At 45.9% G+C, this 13,790-nt stretch carries 14 protein-coding genes; 1 reads left to right on the top strand and 13 read right to left on the bottom strand.

Going from position 1 to position 13,790, the window contains the following annotated elements:
* Nucleotides 1-14: 14 nt before the first annotated feature.
* From BK126_RS25040 to BK126_RS24995, 10 genes are all read right to left on the bottom strand, one after another.
* Nucleotides 15-770, bottom strand: a complete 756-nt coding sequence (locus BK126_RS25040; protein WP_076315229.1) for a sugar phosphate isomerase/epimerase family protein — start codon at nt 768-770, stop codon at nt 15-17.
* Between the two features lie 76 nt (nt 771-846).
* On the bottom strand, nt 847-1,959 hold the full coding sequence (locus BK126_RS25035) for a Gfo/Idh/MocA family protein (protein WP_218145904.1): 1,113 nt from the start codon (nt 1,957-1,959) through the stop codon (nt 847-849).
* A gap of 125 nt (nt 1,960-2,084) precedes the next feature.
* Nucleotides 2,085-2,669 (bottom strand): hypothetical protein, encoded by a 585-nt coding sequence (locus BK126_RS25030; RefSeq protein WP_076315228.1) that lies wholly within the window; start codon nt 2,667-2,669, stop codon nt 2,085-2,087.
* Nucleotides 2,670-2,832: 163 nt separating this feature from the next.
* Nucleotides 2,833-3,537, bottom strand: a complete 705-nt coding sequence (locus BK126_RS25025; RefSeq protein ID WP_076315227.1) for a hypothetical protein — start codon at nt 3,535-3,537, stop codon at nt 2,833-2,835.
* Between the two features lie 27 nt (nt 3,538-3,564).
* Nucleotides 3,565-4,221, bottom strand: coding sequence for a hypothetical protein (locus BK126_RS25020; protein WP_076315226.1), 657 nt, complete (start codon nt 4,219-4,221; stop codon nt 3,565-3,567).
* Nucleotides 4,222-4,384: 163 nt separating this feature from the next.
* Entirely contained in the window at nt 4,385-5,587 is a 1,203-nt protein-coding gene (locus BK126_RS25015; RefSeq protein ID WP_076315225.1) for an aminotransferase-like domain-containing protein, read from the bottom strand.
* A gap of 198 nt (nt 5,588-5,785) precedes the next feature.
* Nucleotides 5,786-6,580, bottom strand: coding sequence for a PHP domain-containing protein (locus BK126_RS25010; protein WP_076315224.1), 795 nt, complete (start codon nt 6,578-6,580; stop codon nt 5,786-5,788).
* Between the two features lie 54 nt (nt 6,581-6,634).
* Entirely contained in the window at nt 6,635-7,468 is an 834-nt protein-coding gene (locus BK126_RS25005; protein ID WP_076315223.1) for an energy-coupling factor transporter transmembrane component T family protein, read from the bottom strand.
* Nucleotides 7,429-9,246 (bottom strand): ABC transporter ATP-binding protein, encoded by a 1,818-nt coding sequence (locus BK126_RS25000; protein ID WP_076315222.1) that lies wholly within the window; start codon nt 9,244-9,246, stop codon nt 7,429-7,431. The genes BK126_RS25005 and BK126_RS25000 overlap by 40 nt, the downstream gene beginning before the upstream one ends.
* A complete protein-coding gene (locus BK126_RS24995) occupies nt 9,239-10,117 on the bottom strand; it encodes a DUF8171 family membrane protein (protein ID WP_076315221.1) in 879 nt (292 codons plus the stop codon). The genes BK126_RS25000 and BK126_RS24995 overlap by 8 nt, the downstream gene beginning before the upstream one ends.
* Nucleotides 10,118-10,317: 200 nt before the next feature.
* Between BK126_RS24995 and BK126_RS24990 the strand changes: the two genes are divergently transcribed.
* Nucleotides 10,318-11,148: a MurR/RpiR family transcriptional regulator gene (locus BK126_RS24990; protein ID WP_076315220.1), complete on the top strand. Its 831-nt coding sequence runs from the start codon at nt 10,318-10,320 to the stop codon at nt 11,146-11,148.
* 104 nt (nt 11,149-11,252) lie between these two features.
* On the opposite strand, the gene BK126_RS24985 is transcribed toward BK126_RS24990, so the two are convergent.
* Genes BK126_RS24985 through BK126_RS24975 form a run of 3 tightly spaced genes read right to left on the bottom strand, consistent with a single transcriptional unit; the run spans nt 11,253 to nt 13,786 of the window.
* Nucleotides 11,253-12,155 carry a fumarylacetoacetate hydrolase family protein gene (locus tag BK126_RS24985; protein WP_076315219.1) on the bottom strand — a complete coding sequence of 301 codons (903 nt, stop codon included), beginning with the start codon at nt 12,153-12,155 and terminating at the stop codon, nt 11,253-11,255.
* A 25-nt stretch (nt 12,156-12,180) separates the two neighbouring features.
* Nucleotides 12,181-12,954: an SDR family NAD(P)-dependent oxidoreductase gene (locus tag BK126_RS24980; protein WP_076315218.1), complete on the bottom strand. Its 774-nt coding sequence runs from the start codon at nt 12,952-12,954 to the stop codon at nt 12,181-12,183.
* A 37-nt stretch (nt 12,955-12,991) separates the two neighbouring features.
* Nucleotides 12,992-13,786 (bottom strand): SDR family NAD(P)-dependent oxidoreductase, encoded by a 795-nt coding sequence (locus tag BK126_RS24975; RefSeq protein ID WP_076315217.1) that lies wholly within the window; start codon nt 13,784-13,786, stop codon nt 12,992-12,994.
* Between the last annotated feature and the right edge of the window lie 4 nt (nt 13,787-13,790).

The following is a 13,790-nucleotide window of genomic DNA, read 5'->3' as shown; positions in this document are numbered from 1 at the left end:
CTCATCCTTTTCTATTACGCTTTAATCCCCAGCTTCTGCAAATTTCGGAAGCTGATCTTAAGACTTTCCATCGGATCTCTACGGCTCTGATCCTGTTCAACGACGAGCCACTTCGTTCCTACTTGCTTAGCTGTATCTGCAATAGCATGGAAATCGAGAATTCCTTCTCCAATCTCGGCAAAAAACTGCTCCTCCCCAGCTTCCATATCTTTAATGTGCAGCAGCGGACAGCGATTCTTCAATTTGCTTAAATATTGAACCGGATCTACGCCGCCCCGCTTCGCCCAGTAGGTATCCAGCTCAAGCTTCACAAGCTCAGGATCTGTTTCCCTTAAGAGGATATCTAGAGCAAGTTCGCCATCAAACTTGATGAATTCCCAGTCATGATTATGATACAACAGCTGAACTCCTCTTCGCTTGAACTTCTCTCCGGCTTCATTCAGCTTGGCGGACTTCAGAAGCACCTCATCCATAGAAGAAAAGCGAAGTGACAAGGCAACAAATTTCTCACCATTCACTTCTTCCAAATAATCGGCGATAGCATCCGGGTCAAAGTCAAATTTATCAAATCCTGCATGACTGCCAACAACCTTAAGACCGAGATGATCCAGCAGTGATTTCTGTTCTGCTATAGTCATCCCTTCTGGAGGACGACCTAATTCAATCCCCTGATAACCAATTTCAGCAATTTGGGTTAGCGTTCCCACATAATCTTGACTGAGTTGTTCGCGAACGGTATAGGGCTGTACTGCGATTGGAAACGTATTCATACTTGTATACATCCTCTCTGGGCTTCTTTTGTATTCATGTATTTCTGTCAATATTTATCCTTACAATCAATCAAGGCTACATATCCAAGGTGTTATACTTCAGTCCCATTGGGATAGGTGCCGGTCTTTCTGCGGAAGATTTCAGCTTAATATGCTGTCCTTGCTCCGATGCTTCAAAGATTCCCAGCGAGATATCCAGCACATGCCGAGCGAGCTGTCCACTGGCGCGATTTTTCCGTCCTGACTGGATTGCATAGGCCATATCGGCAACACCCATACCCCGTCCTTCTTCTGCATACGGATGGGAATGTGGAATTTCCTTCGTCTGCCCGTTCGCAAATTGAATAGAAATCGTGCCGCCGAAGAAGTTCGGGTCTGGAACGTACAGTATGCCTTCCGTGCCATAGATCTCCATACGAGGGGAATAGCCGAACGCTTCCTTAGCCGCAGTGAAGCTGGCCACCGCTCCGCTGTCAAAATCAAGCACAGCCGATACATTAGTCGGGGCCTCGATGGGAACCGACTGGCCAAAGGCAGGAGATTTAGGGTTCTGAATAATGACTTCCTTATGTAGTTGACGCGCAGATCCGGTTACACGGTTCACAGGACCAAGAAGTGCAATCAGAGCGGTCAAATAATAGGGCCCCATATCCATAATCGGGTCTCCACCCAGCTTCAAGAAGTTGCGGAAATTGGGATGCGTACCGCTTGTCGAGTTCCCCATAATAATGGTGGCGCTTGCAGAATAAGGGGTTCCAATCCAGCCGTCATTGATTAATTTGATACAAGTCTGAATCCCCGCACCAAGGAACGTATCAGGCGCACAGCCCACGAGCAAGTTTTTTTCCTTCGCCAGATTTAACACTTGATCGGCATCCTCCCGGTTTAGTGCAAATGGCTTCTCAGTGTACACATGCTTGCCTGCATGCAATGCCTGTAGATTGAGTGCAGCATGCGCACTGGGTGCCGTCAAATTGAGAACGATTTCAATCTCGGGGTCAGCCAGGAGCTCCTCCACGGTATATACATGAGGAATGCCGTATTCCTCGGCTCTTTTCTGGGCAAGCTCCGGTACCAAGTCCGACACTGCTTTGACCTCCACAATGCTATCAAACATGCCGGTTAAATTTTTTAAATATATAGCACTAATTACACCTGTACCTATAACGCCTACTTTAATCCTGCGCACGATCACATCATCCTTTACATATGAAATTGATTCTCTTGTGTAATTATTATTACGCATTACAGCCAGGAGCTCAATGGACTGTAACGCAAATAAACTGGATTTATTTGATGTGATCCCAGGATGAATTACAACGATTCCAGGAACAACAGGTTACGATAAATGTATGGACTGCAGCTAGGCTTGAAATTAAGGGCGATACCTCCATTTTCAATTCCGGATTCAACACGGATCAAGGCTTTCGATTTAACGAGAGCTCGAACCATTTTGTTAACGGCTTTCCCATCTCCTGCGCCTGCCGCTCTCGATAGGGCTGCTGCGAATGGACGGTTGTATGCGAGCTGCGTGTACAATGGAATGACAGCCCTTGCGATCTCGCGGTGCACCCTTGTATTAAAGTGAAATTGAACGGAACCTGGTATAATAGTCGTGCCATTGGTCAGCTCGGTGAATGAATTTTTTTGGGGAAAAGAAATAAAATATCCGATGCCATTGGAACCGAGGGGCAGCCCGATGGCCTTCCTCGAAGCCAGTCCAAGCAGTAACCCCATCTTATCCAGATCCGCTGCAATCACTGCCCGGCTCCACGCAGCTGCATATTTCGGATGCTCTGCAATCGCACGATAGAAAGGCAGCATTACTTTAGCACTGTATTGAACCCGAGATACCGGAATATGCGCTGATTTTTTAGGCGTCTTTCGCTTCATCGTCATGTCCAGAAGCCTCCTACAGGTAAGAATCATTCATAGGATCAGTGTATGACGCTGCTTAGTACATGATTGGGCAACTAATGGCATTTATCAGGTGAAAAAAATACAGCTCTGCCGTAAGCAGAAGCTGTATAGGATATATATATTAACTTCTGGGGCAGGATCATTAAAGCTCAGGAGCTGGCATAGCGTCATTGTATATAAAAGGAAGGGAATTACGCATGGCATTATATAGAGGATGATCCTCTCTATGTCTCGAATTCATTATTGATTTCACTGCCATTGTGAATCCGGTGTAGATTTTATGTGGACCATTCTCATTGATGTGAAGATCACCTATGTAATATTTATAAGTTTGATAATCCTGGAGAAGCAGCTCTATGTTATCCAAAAGCAGCTTATGCTCTTCACTCCCCTTCTCGATGATGACTGAATTCGACTCAGACAGCAGCACCTCTTCAATGTAATGACTGTATAGCTGGTTCGTCACAATAAATTGGTTCGTTGACACTTTTTCCCCACCTCTGCCATTGAAATAGGGCTCTATTAATGTAAACTGCTCAACCGCGCGTGAGATATGATCGGAGATTTGACTCGCCCGAAGCGCCAGGTCTTCTCTCTTGACATTGTCCTGATTAAGCAGCACCTGCATGGCTGTCAGCTCGGACACGGGAGCATCAATCCAGTTGCTCTTCAATTCCTCCCACAGCTTTTTATTCACCGACCACAGCTCTGATTTTGCAGCTTTATATGTGCTCAGTTCATCCTCGCTGCGACCATACTGGTAGAACGAAGCAATGCTTGCCCATATGAGCAGTATAGAACATATTATGACGACCCAGATTCTCGTCTTTGAAATTTGATTTGTCATTGTATTACCTCAATTATATTAATATCCTTAGCGTAATTTCTCATAGAAAAAATGTTCGCTGCGATCCTGCTGATTCGCTATCTCTTTGATAACTCGCTTGTAAGTGGTCACGATATCCGCAGGGGCATCTGTATTGAGTTGATAGGGGGCTAGTGCCTCCGTCAGCATCGTGTAATCCGATATAAGATAGCCGACTTCTGTCCGCAATTGATCCATTAATTCCTGATCACCATCACGAAGGGCAATATCGAATTTCAGAAGCCACTTTTTCTTCAGAAATTCCATGTACTCTCTCGTCACCGAATCCATAGATGTGATCGTTACCCGGCCGTTTCTATCAAAATGGTCCTCCATCAGGGTAAACAGGAATAACGCATGCTCCCAATGGAAATAGACGTTATTCATCCTGTCCCTGATTTCGGCGGAATTCGATTCTTCTTCATTTAGAAGCTCAGCCACTTGCTGCAATTCTTCCAGCGGATATTGGATCCAGTGCTGCTTTGTCTTTTCCCAAGCCAGTTCTCTCATTTCCTGAACCGTGTCCTTGGTATAAGCCAGTCGATTGATTTCCTGCTCTGTCTTATGCTCCTCATAAGCATTAATGGGTATGGAGATCAGCGGAATAAATAGAATAAGTCCCAAACATGCGGTTAGAATTAATTTGTTCTCTTTGGATATCTTCATGTTCAACTCCATCATTCATCAATCTGTCGATAAGATAACTAATATTAGCAAAATATACTATATATTAATACTCTTTAAAAGTAATATTTTGGATAGCAAAAAAAGAGACAACTTGATTAACCAAGTTGTCTCTTCGGGATATTGCAGGTCAAAATTCAATTGTTTAGTTTGAAACCGTCACATCGTTCAGTTCACGCTGCAGCACTTCGCCAATTCGCTTCATGCCTTCCACAATCCGCTCATTTGGCATATTGGAGTAGTTAAGACGCAGTGTATTCTTAACCCCGCCGTTCGGGAAGAATGGTGCTCCAGGTACGAATGCGACATTATTATTCAGGCATTCAACAAACAGCACGCTTGAATCAACCGTGTCCGGAAGCTCAACCCATATGAATAAACCGCCCTCGGGCACACTGTGCTTGATGCTTGCAGGGAAATACTCCTTGATACAGGACAGCATCGTCTCGCATCTTTCTTTGTAAACGTCTTTGATCTTCTCCACGTGGGCATTAATGTCATTCTGCTCCATATATTTCGCGGTAAGCATCTGAGCGAAGCTGTCTGTGTGCAGATCAGCCGATTGCTTCAATGCCACATACTTATCAATGATCTCTTCACTTGCACATACCCAGCCAAGACGAAGTCCTGGTGCAAATATTTTGGAGAAGGTGCTGAGATAAATCACTCTGCCTTCGGTATCAAAGTGCTTGACCGGTGGAAGAGATTCACCCGCAAATCGAACCGCACCATACGGATTATCTTCGACAATCAGCACATTATATTTATTCGCCAGCTCCACCATTCGCTGCCTTCTATCCAGCTTCAAGGTACGACCTGTCGGATTCTGGAAGTCAGGAATCGTATAGATGAACTTGGCCTCTGGATGGGCTTGAAGAGTCTTCTCCAGCTCCTCCATGATCATGCCGTCATCATCCATAGCGACTTCTACGAACCTAGCGTCATATACTTTAAATGCATTAATGGCAGCCAGATATGTAGGACTTTCACAAATAACCGTATCGCCTTCGTTAATAAACAGCTTGCCTGTCAGGTCAATCGCCTGCTGCGAGCCAGATGTAACGAGAACCTGCTCAACCTTCGATTGAATTCCAATCGCGCTCATTCGTTCACAGATAGCTGTACGCAGAGGGGTATATCCTTCAGTTGTACTGTATTGAAGCGAAGCTTGTCCCATCTCCGTCAATACGGCATCGGCGGCTGCTCTGATCGCATCAACCGGGAACAGTTCAGGTGCAGGAAGGCCTCCTGCAAAGGAAATGACCTCGGGTCTTTCCGTTACTTTTAAAATTTCTCTTGTCTCCGACGGTTTAACATAGCCGGCTCTAGTTGAATATTTATCGTCCATTCATTTACACTCCTTTGAATTATATAATAACACGCTATGGCGAATTGTAAAAAATAATAATTGTCATTCAATTTATACAGAGAATCACTTCTTATGTATTGTATCAATAATTGCAGGATCAATTCGTTGTTATCTTCAATATGCTGCGGCGTGTTATAAACAAAAAAACTGCGGATCTCCCGCAGTTCGTTACATTGATTATGTGGTGACTACCTGATCCCATTCGTCTCTGGAAGAGGGTTCTCCCTGAAGCTGCTTCAGGAGCTTCTTCATCATCACGGATGCCTTAACCCTCAGCTCTAGTGAATCCGATATTTCAACTTGATAGGCTCCCTGCTGAATAGCCATTCTTAGTTCCGCGACGCTATGAACAGACTCGTTCATCCTATTGATCACGCTCCCATATTGAAGACATTGATGACTGTCGCTTCCAGCGACAATCGGGAGCCCGAGAAGTTCTGCAAAGGGATAAATCTTCGCCTGATACGCCGTTATGCCTTGTTTGTACAGATCCTTAGCATTAAGATCCAGGGCATCAAGCCGCTTCAGCAGGTTTACATTGATATGGTGAAGCGGGGTCGATGAGCGATAAGGATGTGCTCCAATCTTAAGTACATTCCGTTCCTCTACAAGGTCAAGCAGCTTGGCAAACGGGATGAAGTTATCTTTAGACAGATAAGGCTCAAGCTGTTCCCGAATTGACAAGATCTCCTCTCTTGTGCTGATCAGAAGGATATGTCCCGTTTCCCTTATATCGACCTCCATCCCTGGAAATACACGGACCCCCTCGGCCTCGTAGTAATGCCCATTATAAGAATAAGCCTCATCAAGTGCTTCATAGATCTGTCCAAAATTGTTCGTATTAAAATGCTCGGTCAGGGCGATGCCTGAAATGTTGTTCGCCCTTGCTTCTGTCAGCATCTCCTTGAAATAGGCTAGCGAAAAATCAGATTTCTTGGATAGCTTTCCATGAGTATGCAAGTCTATGAACATTGGATTCATCACTCCTTAGATATAACTTGAGTTAGGAACCTTTCTGTCAATTGGTTAATACAGCAGGTTCGGCAGCCTCTCTCCAAACCAGAACAGCCAGCTAATATAAGCAATTGAAAAAACAATAAAATAAACATCGAGAGCTCGAATCTTGAGATAGGACAGCCTCAGCTTCTTCACCTCGGGATGATTCATCCCGTAGGTAAAACCTCTGATCTCAAGTGCCTCAACGGTCGTCCTCGAGCGTTTAGCCGTATTCAGCATGAGGGGATAGAAGCTGAGCACCAGAATACGTAAATAGTAAATGATGTTCCTGAAGTAGAGTACGCCAGGACGCTCCGGCGAACGTCCTCTTAGCCGATAAGACAGCAGGATTTGATGAAACTCTGATAACAGTGTGGGTAGTATTCGATAACCGTACGATAAGCTGAACGAGAATGCTTCGGGAACGCCAAACGCAGATAGACCGTCACTTAATTTCTCTGGATCCATACTGGAAAATACAGCAATGCTCGCCAGTGAAATAACGGATAATTTGAGTGTAAGAGTGAGAAGCGGTAATAATGATTCAAGGCTGCCCCCAAACAGCATGGAGAATAGAAACATCCACCCTACCTGACCAACGAGACCCAGCGTTAGAATAATGAGAATAACGTAGCTGACCCTCGCAAGGGCCGTCATACTAACGATAAACACAAACATACCGAACAGTACGGTCGTGTTATGTATGAACCAAGGAACGATCGCAAAGAACAGATACCACAGCAGCAAGGTTCGTGGGTCTAACCTTCCAATAAAAGTCGTTGATCTGCCATAGGCAGTCCCTAACAGCTCCAGCTTAATCCGTTCTACGGAGATGCGGTCAAGCGTTTTTCGGACGATATCCATGTGCTCACCTCCCCTTCCCCCGTTAGCTCAGACCCGCTTGCAGGTGAATAAAATGCGAGAAACTCCTCAAGTGTATAGCAGATCCTTGGCAATCCTAGAGCAAGGCTAAGCTCCATGAGCTTCGTCGATACTAGACCTGCACGCTCCAGCAGTCTCCCGTCAGCGAAGATTTCTTCCTTCGTTCCATCTGCGAGTACAACTCCCTGATGCATAACGATGATTCGAGTAGCCCACTCGGAGACCAGCTGCATATCATGCGTGGCAATAATAACAGTCTCTACCTTGTCCTTCAATGAAGCTAATACGTGCTGCATCTCCTGCTTGGTCGCGATATCCAGATTAGCTGTCGGTTCATCCAGGAGCATAATAGCTGGCTCCATGGCTGCGCCAATCGCCAGGGCCGTACGGCGCTGCTGTCCACCGCTTAGCAGCCGGGCATCCTTGTCCCTAAGCTCCTCTAATCGGAAATGCTGCAGCATGCCTTCAAGCCGCTGATCTTTACCTTGTACACGATGCGCATTCAGATAGTAAGCAATTTCTTTTTCAACGGAATCTTCAATGAACATTTCCTCTGGATTTTGGTATACATAAGCCGTATGTCTAGCCATTTTCTCGGGTGTCATTGATCTTACATCATGACCATTTACCTGCAAGTAACCCGATGTCGGCTTCACAATACCCGCAATCAGCTTCAGAAGAGAGGATTTGCCTGCACCGTTATTGCCCACGATGGCGATGGACTCACCCGAATGAATGTGCAGATCAACTCCATCTAATACCGACTGCATTTTTTTAAGAATTGTTCGGTAGGACAGATGAACATCTTCAGCCAGGATCAGGGTATTTGCTGCATCTTTAATGTCCGTCTGGTGGTGGATCATTGGCTTATCCTGAGTTTTCGCCTCGATTCTCTCCTCCGCAGCAAACCAATGTATGGCTTCCTCCAGTGTTATGGGAAGAAGCTGGTCCTTATGCGCATGCTCTTTTTGTGGATCTATGCTATGTTGACAGACAACACGCCAAGCTGCCTGAGTCACCTGCGGCGGGAAGATACCTAGATCCAGCAGCGTTTCCACTGAAGATAATGCCTCGCGTACAGGAAGCTTCCACTTCATTCGACCACGATCCATTAATACAACCTCATTGCAGTAATCAGCAATAAACTCTGCATGATGTTCGATAACAATAATGGTTTTTCCCAAAACCTCATTCAGATGCTGTAGAATATCGTATATTTGCCGGGCGTGACGCGGATCAAGCTGGGATACAGGCTCGTCGATAACCAGAACTTCAGGATCCATGGCAAGTGCACCGGCGAGGGCGAGCAAATGCTTCTGTCCACCGCTAAGTGACCAGATAAAGGCATCCTTTACACCGTAAAGTCCCATCATGCGCAGCGCTCTCTCGCCGCGGGCAGCGTAATCCTTATATCCGTAATTCAGCGGTGTGAACATGACATCGTCCATGACGGTAGGCCTGACCAGCTGATTCTCAAAATCCTGATATACATAGCCTACATATCTGGATAGCTCTGCTACCCCTGCAGCTTCTGCAGCCAACCCACAGACCGTCACATCCCCGGTATATTCACCTGTATAATAGTGCGGGATCAGACCGTTAATACATTTACATAGCGTAGATTTGCCCGACCCATTGCTTCCGACAATGGCGATAAAATCACCCTTGTTCACGGTAAGCGATACCTGATCTAACACAGGGACTTCATCACCGGGATATGTAAACGAAATGTTGGATAATTGGATGATGGGCTCAGACATTTTTGGTCTCCGTTCCTGTATCCGACTTCCCAGCTTTGCTGCGCATTATAATAAGTGTAACGACCGTTATTAGAGCGGCTGCGCCAATACTGATCCATATGAGCTGCTGTTCGGACACGCCTGTAAAGATATCCTCCCATTCGGCAATGTTCCATTCTGTCTCAGAGAGAATTTCTGCTCCAACCGCTACGACGGCAAGGATTACACTGAGGATCACATATTTCGGTGATATCCATGCAGCTGTATCATATTTCATTCCTTTATGACGGGGACGTATGCCTAGAAGCGGTTCGATCTTTCCATACAGCCGGGGAACAAGATATAGGGTCGGAAGCAGAGCCAACAATATGCCTGAGAATAACACGTCGTTTAAAAAACCAACCCCTTCGATGACGATGATACTTTCAGCAAGTCCCTCTACCGCTTCAAGCTCTTCTACACCTACCCAGACCTTAACAATGTCCACTATAGAGCTAAGTAATTGATGAATCGCCACCCCTGTAATGGCTGCGATCCCTACCTGACGCTTGTTCGTCGGATCCTTAACTAATCGACCCGCTGTGTACATTGCCAAGGAAAAAGTGATGAATTTCTCAACTTCGCCGAGGCCGCCGAATTGGCCGAGCATCAGCTCACCGAAGATGATCTCCCCTACCGATGCGCCGACAGCAGCATACAGCGGATGAAACAGCATGCACAGCGTGAGCGGAATGAAGGCAAAGTACTCCACCGATAATTCGATAGGCCCAAGCTGTACGCTTGGGATCAGTTCTGTGAACATGTTAGACAAACCATACAAAGACATGGACAGCACAAATATCATCATTTTTTGAGATGAGGTCAGTGTGTACCGTGCAGACAATGTATTCATCGTTTTAAGTTCCTCCTCTAATCGTGAATATAACACCATTATAGGAAGGCCTGATTATCGCAAAATTCCAGTTATATTAACGCAAGATCAACATTTTTTCATCATTTTTGACGGTGTAAACATATTTACATAACATTAGCTCTCTATATTAAGGCTATCTATGCGAGGGAAGAGCAAAAAAATTGGGGGTGTGCAATCAGATGTATGAAGAATGGGGTAAAAAACACTTTTCTACTAATCAGCGGCTGCTGGCTGATTTTATACAGCGGAATGAGCAGCGAATTCTGTATATGACGGAACAGGAGATTGCAGACGAGGTTGGAATCAGCATTGCCTCTGTGTCAAGGTTCTGGAAATCCGTGGGTTACGTCAATGCCAAGCAATTCAAGGCAAAGCTTCGTTTCCGCTTGGAATCGGCTCCTGCGGTCAAATTAGAAGAAACGATGAGCAAGATCGAAGGTCTCCCACTGCCACAGACACTGCTCAGTACAATTCATCAGCATTTGGATGAAACATGTAAACGACTGGATTCTGAAGTACTGAATGAAGCCTCTGAAGCGATACGTCAAGCGAGACGGATCTTTGTTTTTGCCCCAGGTCCGTGTATTTCGCTCGCAGAACTGTTCGCATTTCGATTACATCGATTTGGCCTCCATATTCAGATTATGGCTGCAAGCGGTCATGAATTACTCGAGACGCTGATGCACGCAGGCCCCGATGACGTGCTTCTTGTCTTTGGTTTCGTCCAGATACAGCCGGAGATTGAAGTGATATTGGATTATGCTGAGGAAGCAGGCTATCGGGTCATTCTGATCACGGACCGCCTGGTATATCCTCGGGCAAGTCAGGCAGATCTGGTGCTGTATGCGGGAAGAGGTGAAGTATGGGAATTCCATTCCATGATTGGACCTGTATTCGTCATTGAGAACTTGATTCTGAACGTGGGTCTCGCTATGAATGAGGAAAGTCTCGGGAAGCTGAGACATCTACAGCAATTACGGGCAAGATATCATTCTAAGCTTCCGCGTTAGTAAATTAGTGTAGGAGAATGTATGTGATAGCTAAAAAAGGACTGCTTACCACCACAAATAGAACGATCGAATCAACATATCGATTCGATCGTTCTTAGCTGTATTTATTCAGAGACCATCCGATTTGTCAGAGATCCCAGCTTCTCTATTTCGATAGTCACGGTGTCTCCTGGTTTCAGATATACCCGGTCTTCCTTAGGTAACCCAAGAACGACCCCTTCCGGAGTTCCTGTCAAAATGATATCTCCGGGCAGAAGCGTCATATGCTGTGAGATATAGCTGACAATCTCGTCACAGTGAAAGATCATGTCCGAGGTATTGGAGCTTTGCTTTGTTTCTCCATTTACAATACACCGGATATCCAGTGAGTTAGGGTCACCAATCTCGTCAGCTGTTACCAAGTAAGGGCCAAGCGGAGAGAATTTGTCGCACGATTTACCAAGCAGCCATTGAGGAGTTCGCATCTGCAGATCACGTGCAGACAAATCATTCACATTACAATATCCATAGACATAATCCAGCGCATCTGCTTGGGTTACGTATTTGGCTTCCTTCCCGATAACAATCACAAGTTCAGCTTCATAATCCACTTCACTGCTAACTCTGGGCAGCGGAATGTCTTCCCCATGAGCAGCCAGGGTGTTATTGAATTTATTGAATAGAATTGGATATTGAGGAATTGCCGCGTTTGTCTCCTCAGCATGCCGCCGATAGTTCAGTCCAACACAGATGATTTTGCTCGGTTGGGTCACACATGGAGCATAGGAGATCTCATCTTCCGGGACAATGGATTGTTCTTGCACTTCCTTATTCTCTCCGACTGCCCGCTTAAGTCGTTCCAATTCTTGTATTCCTGACTGCCCTGCCTCAATTGCGGCATGGATATCCATTGGAACCCGGTTCATGTCTGGCAGCAGCGAAGCAGCTGTATTTACATCGATAATGCCATGATCAATCTTAATCCCCAATCGGATATCACCATTTACTAGAAATGTAACAAGCTTCATGTTCAAGTCCACTCCTTTTTATGTATTATGCATTCTTGCCGAAAACAACGCCGCCATCAATATACAGAGGGGAACCCATCATGAATCTGGATTCGTCGGAAGCAAGGAAGAGCGCAGCACTGGCTACGTCATCCGGTCTCCCCAAATCGCCGCTTAATTGTCTTGTCTTCAAAGCTTCAAAGGCTTCGGCTGGATCATCATAAGAAGATCGCAAGTAATTTTCAACGAAAGGGGTAAGTATGGTGCCGGGGAGGAGAGCATTCACCCGAATGTTGTATGGGGCATAATCAACCTGCATGGATTTGGTGAGGGCCAGCACCGCTCCCTTGGTCGCAGAATAGGATGCCCGCTTGGCTAGTCCAATCTCGGCAATGCAGGAAGACATATTGATAATGGAGCCGTTCTTCTCCTTCATCATATAGGGAAGAACATATTTGGAAGGCAGAAACACACCGCGAATATTTACCGTCATGACACGATCCCAGTCGTCTGGCTCTATCTCATGCAGCTGTCCAATTCCGCTGATCCCTGCATTATTAAACAGGATATCAACTCTGCCAAATTGATCTATAATGCGTTCAACCATCTCTTCCACCTGATTGGCGTGGGTTACATCTGCTTGCATGAATAGAGCTGTACCTCCAGAAGCAGTGATCTCCTGAACGGTCTCCTGTCCTTTATCCTCATTCAAGTCATTGACAAGGACAACAGCACCTTCCTTAGCAAAGAGCAGTGCACTGCTCTTGCCGATTCCAGATCCGGATCCGGTAATTAAGGCGATTTTATTTGCCAAACGCAATAGTAATCCCCCCTTATTCGTTATCCACCTCAAACTGCTATCGTTCCATATGATCCTCTGGCTGAGCAGCTTTCACTGATAAGCCACCATCCACCATCAGCAAATGTCCGTTCACCTGCATTGCCTCTTCCGATGCGAGAAATACGACTGCATCTCCGATTTGACGGGCTGTACCCAGCCTTTTCATGGGATTAGCTTCAATCTCTTTGGCACGGATTGTCGGGTCAGCCAGAAAATCAGTACACATATCTGTATCTACTGTACTCGGCCCAACTGCATTAACGTTAATTCCATATTTGCCGAGCTCAATCGCCATGCCCTTCGTCAGCATATGACCTGCTGCTTTGGATGATTGGTAATGTGGGATTACAGGACTTGTAACGACAAGGCTTGCTGTAGATAGAACATTTACTATTTTTCCGCTTCTTTTGGGAATCATTCTACTAGCAGCGAGCTGAGAACAGAGGAAGATTGATTTGACATTCGTATCGAATGTTCGATCCCAAGTCTCTTCCGTGGCCTTCATAAAAGGCTCGAACGGCGCAATTCCTGCATTGTTGACCAAGATCTCGATCTCTCCAAGTTCCTCCTCTATGGCTGAGAACATGGCATCCACTTGAGCTTTCTTACCTACATCGGCCTGCACGATCATCGTCTTAACACCACGGACTTCAGCATTTCTGGCCACTTGTTCGGCCAGCGCTCTTGATCGATCCGAGGAATAATTAATTGCCACATGAGCTCCTTCCTCAGCAAGCCTGTATACAATAGCCTCTCCAATTCCCCGGCTTCCTCCCGTCACCAGAGCAATGCGGTTCTCGAGTCTCCCCATCTTC

It is taken from the genome of Paenibacillus sp. FSL H7-0326, assembly GCF_001955535.1.
Taxonomy (GTDB): Bacteria; Bacillota; Bacilli; order Paenibacillales; family Paenibacillaceae; genus Paenibacillus; species Paenibacillus shunpengii.
The sequence above is the reverse complement of the archived record's forward strand: the minus strand, read 5'-3'. Positions and strand labels throughout refer to the sequence as shown.